This is a genomic window from Streptomyces sp. NBC_01306 (assembly GCF_026340465.1).
In the GTDB taxonomy this organism is placed as follows: Bacteria; Actinomycetota; Actinomycetes; order Streptomycetales; family Streptomycetaceae; genus Streptomyces.
On sequence record NZ_JAPEPC010000001.1, the window covers coordinates 1,270,801 to 1,290,897 of the forward strand.

Annotated in this window: 14 protein-coding genes; 2 read left to right on the forward strand and 12 right to left on the reverse strand. The window is 69.7% G+C overall.

Features of this window, described 5'->3' with window-relative positions; genetic code table 11:
* Positions 1–41: 41 nt before the first annotated feature.
* From OG385_RS05345 to OG385_RS05370, 6 genes are all read right to left on the reverse strand, one after another.
* Positions 42–1,589: an RNA polymerase sigma factor gene (locus OG385_RS05345; RefSeq protein ID WP_266852307.1), complete on the reverse strand. Its 1,548-nt coding sequence runs from the start codon at positions 1,587–1,589 to the stop codon at positions 42–44.
* A gap of 330 nt (positions 1,590–1,919) precedes the next feature.
* The gene (locus OG385_RS05350) at positions 1,920–2,861 is read right to left on the reverse strand and encodes a FadR/GntR family transcriptional regulator (RefSeq protein ID WP_323183633.1); all 942 of its coding nucleotides are present in this window, start codon (positions 2,859–2,861) and stop codon (positions 1,920–1,922) included.
* Positions 2,862–2,966: 105 nt separating this feature from the next.
* Complete coding sequence (locus OG385_RS05355) at positions 2,967–4,877, reverse strand: ABC transporter ATP-binding protein (RefSeq protein WP_266852310.1); 1,911 nt, start codon at positions 4,875–4,877, stop codon at positions 2,967–2,969.
* Between the two features lie 100 nt (positions 4,878–4,977).
* Positions 4,978–5,748: an NUDIX domain-containing protein gene (locus tag OG385_RS05360; RefSeq protein WP_266852312.1), complete on the reverse strand. Its 771-nt coding sequence runs from the start codon at positions 5,746–5,748 to the stop codon at positions 4,978–4,980.
* 95 nt (positions 5,749–5,843) lie between these two features.
* Positions 5,844–7,769 (reverse strand): glycogen debranching N-terminal domain-containing protein, encoded by a 1,926-nt coding sequence (locus OG385_RS05365; protein WP_266852313.1) that lies wholly within the window; start codon positions 7,767–7,769, stop codon positions 5,844–5,846.
* A gap of 233 nt (positions 7,770–8,002) precedes the next feature.
* Positions 8,003–9,298 carry a DUF4192 domain-containing protein gene (locus OG385_RS05370; RefSeq protein WP_266852315.1) on the reverse strand — a complete coding sequence of 432 codons (1,296 nt, stop codon included), beginning with the start codon at positions 9,296–9,298 and terminating at the stop codon, positions 8,003–8,005.
* A gap of 110 nt (positions 9,299–9,408) precedes the next feature.
* On the opposite strand from OG385_RS05370, the gene OG385_RS05375 reads away from it, so the two are divergent.
* Together OG385_RS05375 and OG385_RS05380 are read left to right on the forward strand one after the other, a co-directional pair.
* A complete protein-coding gene (locus tag OG385_RS05375) occupies positions 9,409–11,577 on the forward strand; it encodes a RecQ family ATP-dependent DNA helicase (RefSeq protein ID WP_266852317.1) in 2,169 nt (722 codons plus the stop codon).
* 215 nt (positions 11,578–11,792) lie between these two features.
* Positions 11,793–12,425 (forward strand): hypothetical protein, encoded by a 633-nt coding sequence (locus OG385_RS05380; protein WP_266852319.1) that lies wholly within the window; start codon positions 11,793–11,795, stop codon positions 12,423–12,425.
* Positions 12,426–12,577: 152 nt separating this feature from the next.
* Here OG385_RS05380 and OG385_RS05385 read toward each other — a convergent pair whose 3' ends face one another.
* The 6 genes from OG385_RS05385 to OG385_RS05410 all read right to left on the reverse strand — a co-directional run bounded on the left by OG385_RS05385 (position 12,578) and on the right by OG385_RS05410 (position 20,042).
* Positions 12,578–13,240: a hypothetical protein gene (locus tag OG385_RS05385; RefSeq protein ID WP_266852321.1), complete on the reverse strand. Its 663-nt coding sequence runs from the start codon at positions 13,238–13,240 to the stop codon at positions 12,578–12,580.
* 96 nt (positions 13,241–13,336) lie between these two features.
* Positions 13,337–14,047, reverse strand: coding sequence for a ribonuclease HII (locus tag OG385_RS05390; RefSeq protein WP_266852322.1), 711 nt, complete (start codon positions 14,045–14,047; stop codon positions 13,337–13,339).
* Positions 14,048–14,577: 530 nt separating this feature from the next.
* Positions 14,578–15,507 (reverse strand): ADP-ribosylglycohydrolase family protein, encoded by a 930-nt coding sequence (locus OG385_RS05395; RefSeq protein WP_266852323.1) that lies wholly within the window; start codon positions 15,505–15,507, stop codon positions 14,578–14,580.
* Between the two features lie 33 nt (positions 15,508–15,540).
* On the reverse strand, positions 15,541–16,200 hold the full coding sequence (locus OG385_RS05400; RefSeq protein WP_266852325.1) for a histidine phosphatase family protein: 660 nt from the start codon (positions 16,198–16,200) through the stop codon (positions 15,541–15,543).
* 52 nt (positions 16,201–16,252) lie between these two features.
* Positions 16,253–16,858 carry a YdbC family protein gene (locus OG385_RS05405; RefSeq protein WP_266852327.1) on the reverse strand — a complete coding sequence of 202 codons (606 nt, stop codon included), beginning with the start codon at positions 16,856–16,858 and terminating at the stop codon, positions 16,253–16,255.
* 301 nt (positions 16,859–17,159) lie between these two features.
* The gene (locus OG385_RS05410; protein ID WP_266852329.1) at positions 17,160–20,042 is read right to left on the reverse strand and encodes a vitamin B12-dependent ribonucleotide reductase; all 2,883 of its coding nucleotides are present in this window, start codon (positions 20,040–20,042) and stop codon (positions 17,160–17,162) included.
* Positions 20,043–20,097 lie beyond the last annotated feature (55 nt).

Genomic DNA, 20,097 nt, shown 5'->3' on the forward strand with positions numbered 1-20,097 from the left:
GTACGGACCCGCTTCGGCGCATCCTGTGACGGACTGACGGACTAGTCGAGGTAGTCGCGCAGTACCTGCGAACGCGACGGGTGCCGCAGCTTCGACATGGTCTTCGACTCGATCTGGCGAATTCGCTCACGCGTCACGCCGTAGACCTTGCCGATCTCGTCCAGCGTCTTCGGCTGACCGTCGGTGAGACCGAAGCGCATGGAGACCACGCCGGCCTCACGCTCGGACAGCGTGTCCAGGACCGAGTGCAGCTGCTCCTGGAGGAGCGTGAAGCTGACCGCGTCGGCCGGGACGACTGCCTCGGAGTCCTCGATGAGGTCACCGAACTCGCTGTCACCGTCCTCGCCCAGCGGAGTGTGCAGGGAGATCGGCTCACGGCCGTACTTCTGGACCTCGATGACCTTCTCAGGGGTCATGTCGAGCTCCTTGGCCAGCTCCTCCGGGGTGGGCTCGCGGCCCAGGTCCTGGAGCATCTGACGCTGGACGCGCGCGAGCTTGTTGATGACCTCGACCATGTGCACCGGGATACGGATGGTGCGGGCCTGGTCGGCCATGGCGCGGGTGATCGCCTGACGGATCCACCAGGTGGCATACGTGGAGAACTTGTAGCCCTTGGTGTAGTCGAACTTCTCGACCGCGCGGATCAGACCGAGGTTGCCCTCCTGGATCAGGTCCAGGAAGAGCATGCCGCGGCCCGTGTAGCGCTTGGCGAGCGAGACGACCAGACGGAGGTTGGCCTCAAGCAGGTGGTTCTTGGCCCGGCGGCCGTCCTCCGCGATGATCTCCAGCTCACGCTTGAGCTTCGGCGCGAGCTTGTCGGCGTTGGCCAGCTTGTCCTCGGCGAAGAGGCCGGCCTCGATGCGCTTGGCGAGCTCCACCTCCTGCTCCGCGTTGAGGAGCGGGACCTTGCCGATCTGCTTCAGGTAGTCCTTGACGGGGTCCGCGGTGGCGCCGGCGACAGCGACCTGCTGCGCGGGCGCGTCGTCCTCGTCGTCGTCGGAGAGGACGAAGCCCTTGGCCTCGCCGCCCTCTTCCTCCTCCTCGCCGGACTTGGCAACCGGGGTCTCCTCGGCGGCCTCGTCGCCGTCGTGAAGCTCGTCGGCGTCCTTCTTGGAGGCGGTCTTCTTGGCCGCGGTCTTCTTGACTGCCGTCTTCTTCGCGGCGGTCTTCTTGGCAGCCGTCTTCTTGGCAGCGGCCTTCTTCGCGGGCTCGGCGTCGTCAGCCACAGCGTCCACACTGTCGGCAGAAGGAGCGGCAGTGGCCGCCACCGTCCTCGCCGCGGTCGTCTTGACCGCGACAGTCCTGGTGGCGGTGCGCTTCACCGGGCTCTTCGCTGCGACGCTCTTGCGGGGGCGCTTCGGCGACTCCGCGGCACTGACCATCAGAGTCACACCCTCTTCCTCGAGGATCTGGTTGAGGCTGCGCAGAACGTTCTTCCACTGGGTGGCCGGAATCTGGTCAGCCTCGAAGGCCCGGCGTACATCGTCGCCGGCGATCTGCCCATCAGCCTTTCCCCGCTCGATGAGCGCCATGACAGACTCGGACTCGGCGATCTCCGGCGGGAGAGTACGGGATGTGCTGGCCGACACGAACAACCTCTCGAAACGATGGAAACGGCTTCCGGCTCCGCCCTTGACGGGCCTGGAACCGACGACCGCCGGCTGGGGATGACCGACGGCGCGGGCTGAGCTTCGGAGCTGTACAGCGCCGCCAACGACGCCTGCATTCCCTCTTCGGCTACCACCTCTTAGGTCATCGCGCTGCCTCAAAGAGTGTTACGCCCAATCCGCGTGGCCCGAGTCACACCCTATTCGCGACATACGGCTCTCCAAGGGACGCATACCCATAATTACGCCGCCGGACCCCCCTGGGATCCGGCGACACCGGGTTCAGCCCCGCACCCCGGCCACGCCGCGGGATCAATGCACGCGCGGCGCGGGAACGACGCGCTCCACCTCCGGGTGGACGGTCAGCAGTTGACGCATGGCCGCCTCCGCGGCCTGCGGGTCGTTCGCGGCGAGCGCGTCGGCGATACGGGCGTGGTGGACGAGCGAGATCTCGGTGGGACGATCACACCCTGTGACGGGGCCGCCTGAGACCTGGAGAGCGCCCGAGACGATGCCCGAGAGGTGCTCCAGCATGCGGTTGCCCGCGAGCTGGATCAGCAAGGCGTGGAACTCGGCATCGGCACGGGAAAAGGTGACCGCGTCACCCTGGGCCAGGGCGTGGCTCATGATTTCGACCATGTCCGCGAGGCGCTGCTGCATGTCCTCACGCCCGTGCCCGGCGGCCAGACGCGCGGCCAGCGGCTCGATCGTCCAGCGCAGCTCGCTCAGCTCCCGTCGCTGGTCGTCACGCTGCGGCCCGAATGCCCGCCATTCGATGATGTCCGGGTCCAGCAGATTCCAGTCGCTGACCGGGCGGACCCGGGTTCCGACATTGGGTCGGGCGCTGACCAGGCCCTTGGCCTCAAGGACACGCAACGACTCCCGCACCACCGTGCGGGACACCTCGAAGCGCTGGCCGATCTCCTCAGGAACGAGCGGGCGGTCGGCGCCGAGGTCGCCGGAGACAATCATCTGGCCGAGCTGCTGAACCAGCTGGCCGTGCAGACCGCGGCCGCGGCTGCCCGTCGCCCGTCGGCCCACCCTGCCCATCTCGGCATCGCCGCCGCCCCAGGGAGAAGCTCCGGCACGGCCGGCGCCGGGCGCCTCTGCGTACGGATGGCGGTCGAGTTCACCCGAGCCTGCGAGGCCGGAATCGGCAGAGCGGGCGGTGGTCATCATGGAGTGCGCAAGGGTAGTCACGCATCCTTTGTCGGCGCGCCTCGGGCCCCCCTTGAGGTCTTTGGTGAAAAGCACACGAAAGGGTGATCATCGACCTCCCTGCAATTGACGCCTTATCGGAAAGAACCGGGCATTCTTCTGGGAGTTGTCTGCAAGGCGTCGCCAAGTGAACCAGGACAGTCACCAACGGGCCCTGCGCCGAAGGCCGGTGACCAGATACGCGCAGAGCAGAGCCGTGAGCGACAGGGCGAGGGCCGCACCGACGGGCTGCGAGAGGAGACGGAGAGCCGCGATCAGCCAGCGGTCCGTCTCGTGGGGCCAGACCCAGGCGAGTTCACGGAGCCTGGCGGGGAGCCCCGCGACCGAGCGGGCCGCGGGTGCTGCCAGGGCTGCCTGCACCAGCGGCACGACGGCGACCGGGACCGACAGCACGGCGGCCAGCCCCGCCGTCGTACTCCTGAAGACGCCGGCACCCAGCAGCCCCGCCCATGCGCAGCCGACGGACAGCCCCGACCAACCCACGGCCAGCGAGGGCCAGTTCTGTGGGATACCCGCCAAGTCGCCGCCGTACACGAGCCGTAGGACTCCTGTGTCGGCCACGGCCGTGAGCAGCGCCAGCAGGAGGGCCGTCGCACCCGATACGGCGAGTTTGGCCACCAGCAGGCCGAACCGCCTCGGGACGCCACCGCGGCCCACCGCCAGCGCCGGATACCGGAATTCGTCGCCGAACGCGAGAGCGCCGAGCAGTCCGGACGCAAAGGCCGCGGGCGGCAGCGGAAGCAGATCGGGCCACGCCATCAGCAGATGGGAGACCGGCGTCCGACCGGTCCTGGCCAGCGCGACGGACAGCGCGATGGAGACGGGGAGGATGATGCTCACGACGAGCAGAGCCGTCCGGACGCCGAAGACTCGCCGCAGCTCGTAACGGAGCGGCCTGCTCGGCCCCCTGGCCGGGAGCGGAGTGATTACCGGCTGCTGCTCGGAGAGTTCGGATCGCGCCGCGATCAGGGACTGGAGCTCCGGGAGTGCGGACCGGGCCGCGAGTACGGGGGCGTCGGGAGCGGGGCCCGCGGAGTCGAAGGGTCCGCGGTCGGATCCGTCGTAGGGGTATCCATCACGGCCACCTGCTTCGGAGTGACCTTGGGGCTCGGCAGGTTCGGGCTCGAATGGCTCGGAGCCGGACGAGCCGGCAGCCAGGGCGTCGGCCCCGCCCGTCGGCCCCATGTCGCCGGTCTCGTCGGCGAGCTGATGGATCAGGACCCCGTTCCGGAACGCCGCCTCACCGACCTCGGCACAGCTACTGCCGTAGACGGAGAGCCTGCTGCCGCTCTCGGTGACGACTTCCACGGAGCGGTGCGCCTCGCGGGCCTCGCGGCCGAGCAGTCCGGCAAGGCGTGCCGTGTGGGGTGTACGTACGGCGACCCGGGGGCGGAGCCGGGTGCGGGCGAACTCGGCTCCTTGCTGGTCCGCCACCAGCCGTCCGGCGTCGATGGTGACGACATGGTCGGCCGTACGGGCCGCCGCCTTGGGGTCGCTTGTGGTGTACAGAACGGTGCCCCCCTGGGCCACGTGATCGTGGAGCAACCCGAAGAGCCAACTGTTGTCGCGTGGTGAGAGCCCTTCAGCCGGTTCGTCCAGGACAAGCGTCTGCGGATCGGCGAGCAGGGCGACGGCGAGCCCGAGCCTGCGGTCCATCCCGTGGGAGAGCGTGCCGAGCCGCTGACCCGCGAGGCTGACGAGATCCACGCCTTCGAGCAGTTCATCGGCGCGCGAGGCCGGCATCCCCGTCACCGCACAGAGCATGCGCAGATGTCCGCGCACGGTACGCGAGGGATTTCCGGGCACATCACCGAGCAGGGTTCCCACTTCGGCGGCCGGGCGGGCGATCCGGTGCAGCGGAAGGCCACGGAAATAGGTGACGCCACGCCCGTGGTCCAGTTCGAGCATCAGCCGCAGGGCGGTGGTCTTGCCGGCGCCCGGGGCGCCGAGAAGCGCCGTGATCTGCCCGGGTTCGGCCTCGAAAGTCAGGTCCTCCACCGCGGACGGCAGATCCCGGCGGGGGTGGCTGGTGAGTCCGATGGCCTGGAGCATCGCTTCTCCCGCGAGTAGCAGGGCCGCCGGGCGGCATGGGCGGCTACCGAAGCAAGATAACTCGACATTTAGGACTTTTGGTGCAGCACGGCGGTAGTTCTCAGACCTCGGGGCGGAGCATCGGGGGGTTGAGCAGCGTCGCACCTCCCGCTCTGAACAATTGGGCGGGGCGACCGCCCTGGCGGGTCGTGGTACTGCCCGAGGGCACGAGGAACCCCGGCGTACCGGTGACCTTGCGGTGGAAATTACGAGGATCGAGGACCACGCCCCACACCGCCTCATACACCCGGCGGAGCTCACCGACGGTGAACTCCTGAGGGCAGAAGGCAGTGGCCAGCGACGAGTACTCGATCTTCGACCGGGCCCTCTCCACACCGTCCGCGAGGATCCGCGCGTGATCGAAAGCAAGGGGTTCGGGCGGCTCGGCAGCCCTGGCTACGGCGCCCTCCTGGCCCAGCAGGACCTCGACGGGCGCCCATCGGGCGCTGTGGGCATCGCCACCGGCCCGGGGCGCGGGCAGATCGGGCGCGAGCGCCAGATGAGCCACACTGACGACCCTCATGCGAGGGTCACGCTTCGGGTCGCCGTAGGTGCCCAGCTGTTCGAGGTGCGCACCATTGCCCGGAGCCGGGACAGGGGCGGAGGGATCGAGGGCGCACAGCCCGGTCTCCTCCGCCAGCTCCCGCGCGGCGGCCGCGCCGAGGTCCTCGTCCGTCTTGACGAAGCCGCCGGGCAGCGCCCACCGGCCCTGATAGGGCGCCTCCCCACGGCGCACAGCCAGTGCGCACAGCGCATGACTGCGCACCGTGAGCACGACCAGATCGACGGTGACAGCGAAGGACGGAAAGGCCGACGGGTCGTAGGGCGACATGCCATGATCATAGTCGTCTCTCTGACGATAAACACGCCCTTCGGCATCCACAGTGTTCTCCAATTCACCCGTACTCCGGCGCTCCTCAAGCGCGTTCACAACCCCAGCTGGAGCCCGGCCGCGGCTTCCTCGACCATCCCGAGGCCCAGCCTGCTGACACGCACGGAGAAGGGCTCCCCAGCCACCGACAGCCCTGACAACTGGATCGCGCCGAGCGGGGCGCTGCTCATCGGCCGGAGTGCGACCGTTCCTGCCGGAACATCGGGACGGACACCCGCGAGAGTCGTGAGCAGATGGATCCCCGCAGCAGCGGAGACAGCCGCCGGACGGCAGGCGGCCGGATGCGGGAGGGGGACACTGTCCTCGGTCCGCTGCACCCCGGCATACATCTCGGGAAGCCTGTGGCCGAAGGTATCGGACGCGGCGAGCACTCCACCCAGCAGCGAGCACGCCTCCTTCTCGAATCCCGAGGCCGCCAGCCCGGCTACCGCGAGAGCCGTCTCATGCACGCGTACGGCGCCGCCCCTGTGCCCGAACGGATTGTGGCCCCGCTCCCTGACGCCAAGGCTGCGGAGCCCCCAGCCCGAATCCATCGCCGGACCGCCCAGCAGTCTGGCAACCTGCTCCGTCCGCACCTTGTCCAGCAGCCCCTCGGCGAATCTGCCACCGCCCAGCAGACCGGTGTCCAGAAGATGAGCCGCTCCCCCGCCCAGCTGCGGAACCAGTTGGCCGGCGGGAGTACGCGCGGCCGCGGGCCTGCCCCCTGTCCGGTCCTCGATCCAGAACGCCTCCCGGAATCCCCTGCGGAGCGTGCCGGCCCATTCACGCCAGCCGTCCGCGCCCGGCCGGCCGCATTCGTCGAGCAGCTCGGCCGCGAGCACCGCGGCGCGGTGGGCGTGCGCCTGGGTCTCCGCGCGCTGCAAGCCTCCGGCTCCGGGCTCGCCGAGCAGGCTCTCCTCGTCCGCCGCCGCGCGGAGCCACGCAAGACAGCGCTCGGCCGCAGGAAGCAGCCCCGCCACCTCCCGCTCGGGCAGGCCCCAGCGCCTGGCCTCCGCCAGCAGCACGGGGAAGAGCAGTGTCGCCTCCACCCCGGTACAGGTGGGCGGCAGATGGGGGCCGGCATCCCTGAGGGGCCCCGGAATACGTCCGGCGCCGGGCCCGGTCCCCCCGAGCTGAGTACGGGCGAGCCGGCGCAACGCTGCGGCGGCGAGACGCGTACCGAGGGGAAGGGTCATCCGGGCGGTCCAGAGGATCTCCGCGGGCGCGAACCCGCAGCGCCATGGCACGCCCGCCACCGGATAGATGTCGGCGGGGTGGCCCGGATCCCGGACCAGCATCGCGCGCAGATCCTCCAGGCTGGTGCGCATCAGTGTCTGCGCCCGGGGATCGTCGCTGTCTGCGCTCGCCGGGGACAGCGCGCCTCCGAGCAGCGGGCCCGCAGGGCGGGGCTGCGCATCCGTGCGGATTCGGAGTTCGATGTTCCTGGAACCTCCCGGAGGCAGTTCGAGCTGCCACCTGAGCAGTCCTGTGGCGGCCAGCGCGTCCTCCGGCGGAGGATCTGCCGTGACGACGGCATGGCACCCGTCTCCCGACCAGCGAAGACCGGCTCCGTGGACACTGGCGGGCAGTTCCGCCCCCGGGGAGCCGGCCGCGACGGCTCCCAGGAACGCCAGGTCGGTACCGAGCCCGATCTCCACCGGTACCCGCAGAGTCCGGTCCGATGCACTGCGCAGGGTGATCCGCTCTGTGCCATCGGCGGAGCGCAGGCGCTCCACGACCAGCTCGGGATCGGGCCCCACCGCGCCGGGCAGACGCACCACAGCGACGAACCGGGCCCGGCCGGCTCCGATCAACCCGCCCCGGACGGCGACCGGTTCACGCCCGGACACGCGTACATGGCAGCGGGAGAGGAGCCGTCGCCCCGACTGGTAGTAGCCGTCGAAGCCCTGGCCGGTCAGTTGCCCGTGCGCAGGGGAAATGGCCAGTCCGGGGAGCCCCACGCAGATCAACGCGTTGTGCACGGAAGGCAGTTCACCTCGTCGGCGCGGACCTGCGGGCGCGTCCGCGGGAGCGGGTCCTGGGGAACGGCCCCCGGCCGCCCCGCGGGTTCCTGAAGGGACGCTGAGAGCCATCTTCCGCCTCCTGAGCGCTACGGCCGGTTGCGGCGGAGCTCCCGGCGCGGACCGCCGCGCACCACCATCCGGATGAACGGCGCTGGACGCGGCCGGGTCACGGCCGTACCTGTGTCCCGCTCTCATCGGCCGGTCCGCGACCCGCGGTGACCGCTGCGGCGGCGCGACCGGCCGCGACCGGCCGGCACCCCGGGCCGGCCGGTCCCCGGGAGGGGGTCCTGGCGGGCGCCCGGCGGTTTGGGATGAGTGCGCCGGCCGCTCTGCGCGGGTGCCTCATTCGATGCCACCCGGTTGCTCCGCTCCCGGCGCAGGCAGTGCCGGAGCGCCTCGGGGTCGAGTCCTTCATTGCACGCCTGGTGAAGCAGCCGGGCGAAAATGTAATCGGGGTCGAGGGCCAGAGCACGCCCCAGGGCTACCCGGGCACTCGGTTCGTCCCCTGTCGACCAGGCCACCCAGCCCGCGAGAGTCAGTGGCGCCGCGGCGTATTCGGCGTACGGGCCGACACAGCGGCGCGCCAGGGCCCGCCACAGCCGCACGACCGACGGGGCGGAGGGCCCTTCCATCCACTCGGCGGCGCGGTCACGGGTCGTACGGTCCTGGAGCCCGAGAAGAACCAGAGCGGCCTCATCGTCGGTGATGAGCGCATCGTCCGCCACATCGGCCTCGGCCCAGCCCGGCTTCTGCGGTGTCCGCCCGATCCGGCGGACGAGTCGCCGGGCCACGTCCAGCGTCTCCCGTCCGACCTGTTCACGGTCGGCACCGGCCAGGATCCTCGGCACCAGAGCGCCTGCCGCCTCATCGAGCGCGCGTTCCTGCGCCGCCGTGCGAGGCGGCTGCCACGGGGTGAGCCTGGCCTCCATCTCCTGGAGGGATCCGCGCACCTGGATTCCCGCGTACGCCGCGGCCGCGGCCATCACCGAAGTGCCGGGCAGGGCCATGGGGTTCCCGTCGGAAGGGCAACACCGGGTGTCGGGGCAGCAGTACGAGAAGAATCTGCCGTCGGAGATGCAGAGGGCCTCGGGAACGGGCACGTCCCGGGCGCCGCAGGCCGTACGCAGATGCTGGGCGAACGGGCGAAGCCGCTCCATGACATCCGCCGGGGTCTCCCCCGGGCCCGGATCCTGGCAGAGGAAGACGATGATGCCCTCCGGTCGCCGGCCTCGGTTCTCACTGCCGGTGACCAGCCCGTCGGCGAGCTGGTCGGCGACTGGCTGCCACTCCTGCGGCGAGCGCGGGATACCGAGCCTGAGCCGTCCGCCGAAACGGCCGCGGGCTCCGTGCAGCGCGACCATCACCACCGAGTCGGTCGGATGGAATCCCAGCAGATAGGGCAGTGCGTCGGCGAGTTCGGCAGGGCCGCGCAGCGTGACCTGTTCCTGGACGGGTGAAGGACCGTTGGTTTCGTCGTGCTTGTTCATGGCTCGAAGGTCCCGCGATCGGCCCGAGTCCGCGACCCCTGTGGATAACTTTATCCACAGGCCGGCTTCCTCATTCGCGCATTGTCAGTGCGATCGGGTTGCATGGGGTCATGACCAACTCAGACCGCTCCGGCCTCAGGGCATCGGCCGATTCCGTACTGGCCCGTCTCGTCGGCGACCCCACTGGTGCCGCCACACTGCGCGAGGATCAGTGGCGGGCCATTGAGGCCCTCGTCGCGGACAAGCGCCGGGCGCTGGTCGTGCAGCGGACCGGGTGGGGCAAGTCCGCGGTCTATTTCGTGGCGACCTCGCTCCTGCGGGCTCAGGGCAGCGGCCCCACAGTGATCGTCTCTCCCCTCCTCGCGCTGATGCGCAATCAGGTGGATGCGGCAGCACGAGCCGGCATCAGAGCTCGCACCATCAACTCCTCGAACACGGAGGAGTGGGAGACAGTCCAGGCGGAAGTGGCCGCGGGCGAGGTCGACGTACTGCTGGTGAGCCCGGAGCGGCTGAACAATCCGGACTTCCGCGACGATGTGCTGCCCAAGCTCTCGGCCGCCACCGGTCTGCTCGTGGTCGACGAGGCCCACTGCATCTCCGACTGGGGCCACGATTTCCGGCCCGACTACCGCAGGCTGCGCACCATGCTCGCGGACCTTCCGCCGGGCGTGCCCGTGCTCGCCACCACAGCCACGGCGAATTCCCGCGTCACCGCCGATGTCGCCGACCAGCTGGGGACAGGGGCGGGTACCGATGCACTGGTCCTGCGGGGTCCGCTCGACCGGGAGAGCCTGAGCCTGGGTGTCGTGCGCCTCCCGGACGCGGCGCACCGTCTGGCCTGGCTGGCCGATCACATCGACGAACTGCCGGGCTCCGGAATCATCTACACGCTGACGGTCGCCGCCGCCGAGGAGGTCGCCGCCTATCTGCGCCAGCGCGGCCACACCGTCTCCTCGTACACCGGCAAGACGGAGAACGCCGACCGCCAGCAGGCGGAGGACGATCTGCTCGCCAACCGTGTCAAAGCGCTCGTCGCCACGTCCGCTCTGGGCATGGGTTTCGACAAACCCGACCTCGGGTTCGTGGTCCACCTCGGTTCGCCCTCCTCGCCCATCGCGTACTACCAGCAGGTGGGCCGCGCGGGCCGAGGTGTCGAGCATGCCGAGGTCCTGCTGCTGCCCGGCAAGGAAGATGAAGCGATCTGGCAGTACTTCGCCTCGGTCGCCTTCCCGCCCGAGCAGCAGGTGCGGCGCACCCTCGACGTGCTCGCCCAGGCGGGGAGGCCGCTTTCGCTGCCGGCCATCGAGCCCCTGGTCGAGCTGCGGCGCACCCGGCTGGAGACGATGCTGAAGGTCCTCGACGTCGACGGCGCGGTGAACCGGGTGAAGGGCGGCTGGACCACCACGGGACAGCCCTGGACGTACGACGCGGAGCGCTACGCCTGGGTGGCCCGGCAGCGGGCGGCGGAACAACAGGCCATGCGTGACTACGCGACCACGGACGGCTGCCGGATGGAGTTTCTGCGCCGGCAGCTGGACGACGAGGAGGCAGCGCCCTGCGGTCGCTGCGACAACTGTGCGGGCGGCCGGTTCACCGCAGAGGTTTCCACTGCGGCGCTCGACGGTGCGCGGGGTGAACTGAGCAGGCCGGGCGTAGAAGTAGAGCCCCGGAAGATGTGGCCGACGGGGCTCGCGGCAGTCGGCGTCGACCTCAAGGGCCGCATCGCCAAGGGCGAACAGGCGCTTCCCGGCCGGGCACTCGGCAGGCTCTCGGACATCGGCTGGGGCAACAGACTGCGACCGATGCTCGCACCACAGGCCCCCGACGGCCCCGTGCCCGACGCTGTGGCGGATGCCGTAGTGAGCGTACTGGCCGACTGGGCCCGGGGACCGGGCGGATGGGCCTCGGGCGGGCCGGACGCGCCGCCCCGGCCGGTGGGCGTCGTCACCATCGCCTCGCACACCCGGCCCGAGCTCATCGAGTCGCTCGGCCACCGCATCAGTGACATCGGACGCATGCCCCTGCTCGGCCGGGTCGAGTACGCGCAGTCGGCCTATGAGCGGATCGCGCCGAGCAACAGTGCCCAGCGGGTGCGGGCGCTGCACGAGGCGTTCACGGTGCCACCCGGGCTGGCGGCGGCGCTCGCCTCTGCCGACGGTCCCGTTCTCCTGGTCGACGACCAGTCGGCGAGCGGGTGGACACTCGCCGTGGCGGCCCGGCTGCTGTGCCGTTCCGGAGCGAAGGGGGTGTTTCCGCTGGTCCTCGCCGTTCAGGGGTGACGACAGGAGTCGCTCGGTGCCACGGTGGGCAGAGATATGTGAGCCGTACCCGCAGATTCCCGTCAGCCGCGTGAATTGCTCGTTGCCGCTTGCCCGTTCGGCAGGAAGAATTGGGGCTGCTCCCCGCACGGCCCGCCTGTGTTCGGAAGGGCTGTGTCCCGGTGCGCCTCACCCGACCCTGCCCGCACCATGGGCGGGTATGCGAAGGGAGGACCGTGACCTTCGGATTCACTCCGTCCGCCGCCCTTACAGCCTCTTCGACGTCCATGGCCGCCGACTCGGGAAACCGGATCGGGCGGCTGCTCGAACCTGCCGAGTGGGCCGCCGCGGGCATACCCCTGCTCCGCAGCCCCCGTGACGTCGTGAGCGGTCTGCACTCCAGACACCGCCCCATCCCTTCGACCGCCGTCGTGGCCGTGCTCGATCATGAGGAACGGCTCGTCGCCAGCGCATCGTTCACACGCCGTTCCACTCCGGCGGACGGCTGGGACTTCCGCAACGCACTCCTCGACCATCTGCGCCGGGTCATCCCGCATGACCTCCGCCGGCGCACGCCGGTCCGCACCGCCGTACTGCTCTACTGCCGCGAGGGGGACGAGCGGTGGACCGAGGAGGACGGTGCCTGGATGTGGGGGCTGCGCGATGCCTGCACGTTGCACGGGCTGCGCTGCGGGGCGTACATCACGCTCACCCGGGGCGGCTGGCAGGTGCTGGGCGAAGGCCGTGGCGGGCGGCGGCCCAACTCGCTCTCCCGCCCAGCCGCTATCGGCGGCAGCGGTAACGACTCGCCCCCGGCGCCACTCCGGTCGGGTGCACCGGGCGCGCTCCACCGGGTCGCGGCCCGCTGAGCCAGTCGCCGATCGCAATCAACGACCGCCGCAGCACAGTCCGTTGCGCACCGTGCCACACGGCGTACGCCCGCGGCCGGCCGGCCGTACCGAACGCGCCTCCGCCCGGCCTGCTCCTTGCGGGAGAGGGCCGGGCGGAGGGGACGTACGTTTCAGACGCCTGCGCCGAGTACGGCGTTGACGCGCTGCGGGTCACCGCAGACGATCAGCAGCGCTCCCGCGTACTTCCTGGCCGCAGGCAGCACCTGGGCCACGGATTCGTCGGTTCCGCCGTTGAGCGCGACCACCACGACGGGACGGGCCTTCGCCCGGCCCACTGCGTCGGCGCTCGCGTAGAAGACGTCCTCGCGGGCATCGTGCTGTGCCCAGTAGGCGGCTTCGCCGAAGGACAACTCGTGTGCTGCCCACGGGTGCTGCTCGCCGGTGGTGAGCACCAGGACGTCACCCGGTGCACGACCGGTGTCGAGCAGCAGGTCGACCGCTTCTTCCGCCGCGTCCAGCGCACCGTCCGCCGAAGCGGGGAGCAGCTGGACCTGCGGCGCGGAAGAGTCTCCCGCAGGGGTCTCGGGACGGGCGTCCGGACGGTTGCCCGGCCGGTTGTCCGCACGCTGGGAAGAGGATGTCCGCTGCACGGGAGGCGCGGTGGGCGCAGGCCTGGCAGCAGGACGGGGCCCCGGACGAGCGGGGCGTGGCACGGCCGCGGGACGCGGGCCGGGTACGGGGCGAGGGGTCGACGCAGTACGGCCGGCGGCCGGAACAACGCGGGGACCCTGGGCACTCTCGTGAATCTGAGACTCCTCGGGGATGAGAGGCATGAATGGATGTCTATCAAACGGCGGCGCACGAGGCACCACCGGGTGGGCACGTCAGTGCGATTCGGACGGGGTTTTCTCCGCCGGTCCACTGAAAGTTCAGAAGTCGAAGCCGAGTTGGCCCCCGCTTTCCAACGCGACGGCCTCCGCGGGGAGACGGGTCTTCTTCAGGTGCCGCCACTGGGGCAGCCCATCCAGATAGGACCAGGAGAGCCGGTGGTACGGGGTGGGCCCCCGCTCCTCCAGCGTCGCTTTGTGCACAGGCGAGGGGTAGCCCGCATTGGCTTCGAAGGCGAAGCCCCCGCACACGTCGGACTCCGCGGCGAGCTCGGCCATCATCGCGTCCCTGCGCACCTTGGCGATCACCGAGGCGGCCGCCACGGCAACGCAGGACTGGTCACCCTTGATCACCGTACGGACCCGCCAGGGAAGACCGAGATAGTCGTGCTTGCCGTCGAGGATCACCGCGTCCGGGCGGACCGGTAGCGCTTCGAGCGCCCGCCCGGCGGCGAGCCGCAGCGCTGCCGTCATCCCCAGATCGTCGATCTCCAGCGGAGAGGCGTGCCCGAGCGCGAAGGCGGTGACCCACGACTCCAGCAGCCCCGCCAGCTCCGTGCGGCGCTTGGGGCTGATCAGCTTGGAGTCGGTGAGTCCGGGCGGCGGTCGACGCAGTCCGGTGACTGCGGCGCAGACGGTGACGGGGCCGGCCCAGGCCCCGCGTCCGACCTCGTCGACGCCGGCGACGGTCTTGGCACCCGTAGTGGCGCGCAGTGAGCGCTCGACGGTGTGCGTGGGTGGTTCGTACGGCATGGCGCCAGCAAGGGTACGCCGCCGGACACCTCCTGCGACACCCCGGTACCGGCCATGAATTCAGCGACCGCTTCAGCGCAGCGGCGACACGTTCACTTCGTCAACCATCCGGGCAACACCACAGTCCAGAAATTTGCATACGCATATAAATAGGCGAAACATCATCAACCCTGGGATCCGATCGCAGACCAGATCACTCACCACGTCCGGACAGCCACCGCCACCCGAAATCCCGCAACCTGCAATGCATTTGAAGAGCCGGACAACGGCTCAGCGGCCCGCTGGATGATCAGCACACGGAAGGGCCTCACCGCAGATTTATCACATTCGTGAAGCACGGCACGCGGTGCAAATTCCGGCGTGGAACGTGCGCCGCGGACCCCGGCCCAGCCGACACAGATCCGCGCCCGCACCACCGTCTCCGGGATGACCGGCCACGAGTCCGCGGCCGCGTCCGGGCTGCTCATCAACACCACGCGGGGGGCGCTGGGCGCCGGCCTCACCCGGGCCACCGGAAGCGCCCCCTCACCTCACGACGGGCGCGAAGGTGTCCACTCGGGCAGTTCCTCGGTCCGTTCCAGCCACCCGGCGGGCGGCATACCGCCCAGCCCAGCGGCCACGACACCCCCCGCGATCGCGCAGGTCGTGTCGACGTCACCGCCGACCTGGGCCGTCGTCCAGAACGTCCGCTCGAAATCGCCGAGGCCCCGCGCGGCAGACCACAGGGCGAACGGCACGGTGTCGTGCGCGCTGGTCCGCCGACCGCACCCCAGCACCGCGGCGACCGTACCCGCGTCGTCGTAGTCCAGCATGTCCTTGGCCCGGCGCAGCCCCGCACCCACGGCGCTGCGCGGGACGAGTGCGATCACGCCGTCCAGCAGGTCGGCGGCGGGCGGGGGTCCCGCGGGATCAGCGGCCAGGGCGGCAGCAGCGGCCACCGCCATGCTCCCCACCACCGCCTCACGGTGCTGATGTGTCGTGTACGCGGAGATCTCGGCCTGGTGCGTGGCCTGCTCCGGATCGTGCGCGTACCAGGCGCCGAGCGGCGCGATCCGCATCGCGGCGCCGTTACCCCACGAACCCTGGCCGTTGAAGAGGCCGCTGGCCAGTTCCCGCCAGTCGCCGCCTTCCCTGACCAGCCGCAGCATCCGGTTGACCGCCGGGCCGTACCCTCGGTCGAAGTCATGGTGCGCGGCGAAGGAAGCAGCGAGTACGTCCTGGTCGATCCGGCCCTCCGAGGCCAGCACCGCCAGCACCGAACAACCCATCTCGGTGTCGTCGGTCCACTGCCAGGGGCCTGCGGGCAGCTCGCGCCGGGCCAGCAGCGGATAGTTGTCGGGGACGAAGAACTGGGAGCCCAGGGCATCTCCGACGGAGAGCCCGCGCAGGCTGGCCCGAGCGCGTCCGAAAGCATCGGGAAGAGATCCGGAAACGGAATGAAAAGCGGAGTCAGCGGTCATCTCACCTCCACTCTAACCGGTGACGCCGTACCGTTAACCGGTGACGCCGTACGGTTCCGGAACGCGCCAGTGGTCGAACGGCCGGTCCAGCGTGTACTTGCCGTCCTCGCCCAGCACCAGCGTCCGCGACTCCCCGTTCCCCGGGTTGGACAGCGCCTCGAACTCCGCGACCGACCAGTGGAACCACCGCATACAGAAGAGCCGCATCGTCAGACCGTGCGTGACCAGCAGGACATTCGGCGGGTGGTCAGGAGCCTCGAAGCTCCGGTGGAGGCTCTCCAGGAACGAGCCGACGCGATCGTAGACATCGGCCCCGGACTCCCCCTGCGCGAACCGGTAGAAGAAGTGGCCGTAGGCGTCCCGGTACGCCTTCTGCAGACGCACGTCGTCGCGGTCCTGCCAGTTCCCCCAGTCCTGCTCACGCAGCCGGGGCTCTTCCCTGACCCGGACCTGTTCCGGATCGAGGCCGAAGGCCCGGAAGGTCTCGTGGGTACGGCGGTAGGGCGAGACATAGGTGCTCACCTGTTCCCGGCCGAAGAGTTCCCGCAGCCGCGCCCCGGTCGCCTCCGCCTGGCGCTGCCCGCTCGGGGTGAGCTTCAGCGCGTGGTCGGGTTCGCGTTCGTACACCGTGTCATCAGCGTTGCCCTCCGACTCCCCGTGCCGGACAAGAACGATGCGTTGTGGTCGAGCCATGCCAAAACACTAGATCGGATCGCCGTCGAGTGCGCCGACGCCCCTCATGCGGCTATACGGTCCAGGACGGTTCCAGCTGTACGACGTCCCCCGCCAGCGCCGCCACGTCCGCGTCGGTCTGGGCACGCAGCGACAGCCGCTCGATCCGCTCCGGCCGGTATTTCCCGCGCTCGGCCGCGGACTGCCACATCGAGAGGACGAGGAACTCGTCCCCGGGCGCCTCTCCGAACATTCCGCGCAGCATCCCGGGCGACCCCGCCATCGCGGGGTTCCAGACCTTCTCCTGCATCAGCGCGAAGTGCTCGGCCCGCTCGGGGTGCACACGGGAGTGCGCGACCCGGACCACGTCCGCATCGCCGAAGCGGGGTTCGAACCCTGTTCTCACATCGAAGCGGTACTCGAAGAGCTTGGCCTGCATGTCCTTGAACGTGCCCGCCTGGGCGGCAGCGAGCCGGTCGTGCGCCCGGGCCATGAACGAGTCGTAGAAGGGCCGGCTCTCCCAGAAGGCGAACACATGCGCCACACTCCGCCGACTGCGGCTCCAGCCGCCCCCCTGCCCCCGGAATCCCGGCTCACCCAGCAGCCCCGCCCACCTCCGCTGCCCCTGTTCGAACCCTCTGGGGTCTGTCACCGTGCAGCGAATCCACTTGACCAGCACCGCGCCATCGTACGGCCAGGAGAGTGACGCCGGGTCATGGTCCGGCGGAGCACATCCGGATCAGCTGCCGCAAACATCCGGGCTGTTTCCAATACCGATCACATAGTTGGGAAAACCGGTCAACCGGGCGACCGCAGCGGTCCGTTCACCTGCCCCAACCACTGCACACCACCGGTCCTGAGCACGGGAGCCGGAACAAGAAAAAGAGGGCGCCGACCAGTGGTCGGCGCCCTCTCCAGCGCGGTTCAGCGCCCTCGGCCGTTGGTGCTCAGAGGCGCATCAGCCGCAATCGCAGCCCGTGTCAGCTGCAGCCGCTGGTCGAGCCGCACCCCTCGCAGAGGTAGCAGCTGCCCGCACGGCGCATCTTCGTACCGCAGGAGAAGCAGAGCGGCGCATCGGCGTTCAGACCGAGCGTGATCTCCATCAGCTCGGTCGAGTTGTGCGCCTGCTTCGGAGCGGGCACCTCGGCGGCAGCCTCCGGCTGCGGTGCGGCCGCCTTCGGAGCCTCCACGTGGCGCGGTGCGGACTGGGACAGACCCTCCACATCCACATCGTCGTCGCCCGGCTCGTACGACCCGGTGTCCAGGTGGCGCTGACGCTCCGATGCCGAGTGGATGCCCAGCGCCGAGCGCGTCTCGAAGGGCAGGAAGTCGAGCGCCAGACGGCGGAAGATGTAGTCGACGATCGACTGCGCCATCCGTACGTCGGGGTCGTCCGTCATACCGGCCGGCTCGAAGCGCATGTTGGTGAACTTCGAGACGTACGTTTCGAGCGGAACGCCGTACTGCATACCGACCGAGACCGCGATCGAGAAGGCGTCCATCATGCCCGCGAGGGTCGACCCCTGCTTGGACATCTTCAGGAAGACCTCACCGAGACCGTCGTCCGGGTAGGAGTTGGCGGTCATGTACCCCTCGGCGCCGCCCACCGTGAAGGAGGTGGTGATGCCGGGGCGGCCCTTCGGCAGGCGCTTGCGGACCGGGCGGTACTCGATGACCTTCTCGGTCTTCGGCTCCGTCTTCTCGGCCCCGTCGGCGGACTTGGACTTGGCCGAGAGCGGCTGGCCGACCTTGGAGTTCTCGACGTAGACGGCAAGCGCCTTGGTACCGAGCTTCCAGCCCTGGAGGTAGATCTCCTCGACGTCCTCGACCGTGCTGGACGCCGGCATGTTGACCGTCTTGGAGATGGCACCGGAGAGGAACGGCTGGGCGGCCGCCATCATCCGTACGTGGCCCATGGGCGCGATGGAACGCTCGCCCATGGCGCAGTCGAAGACCGAGTAGTGCTCCGTCTTGAGGCCGGGGGCGTCGACGACATTGCCGTGGTCGGCGATGTGGGCGACGATCGCCTCGACCTGCTCCGGCTGGTACCCGAGACGCTTGAGGGCCTTGGGGACCGTGTTGTTCACGATCTGCATCGAGCCGCCGCCGACGAGCTTCTTGAACTTGACCAGGGCCAGGTCCGGCTCGACGCCCGTGGTGTCGCAGTCCATCATCAGGCCGATGGTGCCGGTCGGTGCGAGCACCGACGCCTGCGCATTGCGGAAACCGTTCTTCTCACCGAGGCGCAGGACGTCCTGCCAGGCCTCCGTGGCCGCGGCCCAGACCGGGCTGTCCAGGTCGTCGGTGCGCGTGGCCGACGCGTTGGCGTCCGCGTGCTGCTTCATGACGCGCTTGTGGGCGTCGGCGTTGCGGGCGTAGCCGTCGTACGGGCCGACGACCGCGGCGAGCTCGGCAGAGCGCTTGTACGAGGTGCCGGTCATCAGCGAGGTGATGGAGCCGGCCAGGGCGCGGCCGCCGTCGCTGTCGTACGCGTGGCCGGTCGCCATGAGCAGCGCGCCGAGGTTGGCGTAGCCGATGCCCAGCTGGCGGAAGGCGCGGGTCGTCTCGCCGATCTTCTCGGTGGGGAAGTCGGCGAAGCAGATCGAGATGTCCATCGCGGTGATGACCAGCTCGACGACCTTGGCGAAGCGCTCGGCGTCGAACGACTGGTTGCCCTGGTCGTCGTCGCGCAGGAACTTCATGAGGTTGAGCGAGGCGAGGTTGCACGACGAGTTGTCCAGGTGCATGTACTCGCTGCACGGGTTGGACGCGGTGATCCGGCCCGTCTCGGGCGAGGTGTGCCACCGGTTGATGATGTCGTCGTACTGGATCCCGGGGTCGGCACAGACGTGCGCGGCCTCGGCCATCTTGCGGAAGAGCGCCTTGGCGTCGACCTTCTCGATGACCTCGCCGGTCATGCGCGAGCGCAGCCCGAACTGGGACCCGGCCTCGACCGCGTGCATGAACTCGTCGTTCACACGGACCGAGTTGTTGGCGTTCTGGTATTGGACGGACGTGATGTCGTCGCCGCCCAGGTCCATGTCGAAGCCCGCGTCGCGCAGGGCGCGGATCTTCTCCTCCTCCTTCACCTTGGTCTCGATGAAGGCCTCGACGTCCGGGTGGTCGACATCGAGGACGACCATCTTGGCCGCACGGCGGGTGGCGCCACCGGACTTGATCGTTCCTGCGGAGGCGTCGGCCCCGCGCATGAACGAGACCGGGCCGGACGCGTTGCCGCCGGAGGAGAGCAGCTCCTTGGAGGAGCGGATTCGGGAGAGGTTGAGACCGGCGCCCGAGCCGCCCTTGAAGATCATCCCCTCTTCCTTGTACCAGTCGAGGATGGACTCCATGGAGTCGTCGACCGAGAGGATGAAACAGGCGCTGACCTGCTGGGGCTGGGCCGTGCCCACGTTGAACCAGACCGGCGAGTTGAAGCTGAAGACCTGGTGCAGCAGCGCGTACGTGAGCTCGTGGTCGAAGAGCTCGGCGTCCTCCGGGGAGGCGAAGTAACCGTTCTCCTCGCCCGCCTTGCGGTACGTCCTCACCACACGGTCGATGAGCTGCTTGAGGCTGTTCTCGCGGTTGTCCGCGCCGACAGCGCCGCGGAAGTACTTGCTGGTGACGATGTTGACCGCGTTCACCGACCAGAAGTCGGGGAACTCGACGCCACGCTGCTCGAAGTTGACCGAGCCGTCGCGCCAGTTGGTCATGACGACATCACGGCGCTCCCAGACGACCTCGTCGTACGGATGCACGCCGGGAGTGGTGTGGATGCGCTCGCTGCGCAGCCCCTGCCGATTAGCAGCCGCCTTGGTCCCCTTCGCGCGGGAACCTCGTGCCGGGCCGCTCGCCGTCTCTGTCATGCCGCCTCCCATATGCGGGCTAAAACGCCCAAAAGTGCCCAGTTCTTCCCATGGC

Excerpts from the sequence above, each read along its gene's own strand:
- OG385_RS05355 (WP_266852310.1), bottom strand. The coding sequence starts at position 4,877 with ATGCTCCAGGCCATCGGACTCACCAGCCACCCCCGCCGGGATCTGCCG.
- OG385_RS05360 (WP_266852312.1), bottom strand. The coding sequence starts at position 5,748 with ATGTCGCCCTACGACCCGTCGGCCTTTCCGTCCTTCGCTGTCACCGTC.
- OG385_RS05370 (WP_266852315.1), bottom strand. The coding sequence starts at position 9,298 with ATGAACAAGCACGACGAAACCAACGGTCCTTCACCCGTCCAGGAACAG.
- OG385_RS05375 (WP_266852317.1), top strand. The coding sequence starts at position 9,409 with ATGACCAACTCAGACCGCTCCGGCCTCAGGGCATCGGCCGATTCCGTA.
- OG385_RS05385 (WP_266852321.1), bottom strand. The coding sequence starts at position 13,240 with ATGCCTCTCATCCCCGAGGAGTCTCAGATTCACGAGAGTGCCCAGGGT.
- OG385_RS05390 (WP_266852322.1), bottom strand. The coding sequence starts at position 14,047 with ATGCCGTACGAACCACCCACGCACACCGTCGAGCGCTCACTGCGCGCC.
- OG385_RS05395 (WP_266852323.1), bottom strand. The coding sequence starts at position 15,507 with ATGACCGCTGACTCCGCTTTTCATTCCGTTTCCGGATCTCTTCCCGAT.
- OG385_RS05400 (WP_266852325.1), bottom strand. The coding sequence starts at position 16,200 with ATGGCTCGACCACAACGCATCGTTCTTGTCCGGCACGGGGAGTCGGAG.
- OG385_RS05410 (WP_266852329.1), bottom strand. The coding sequence starts at position 20,042 with ATGACAGAGACGGCGAGCGGCCCGGCACGAGGTTCCCGCGCGAAGGGG.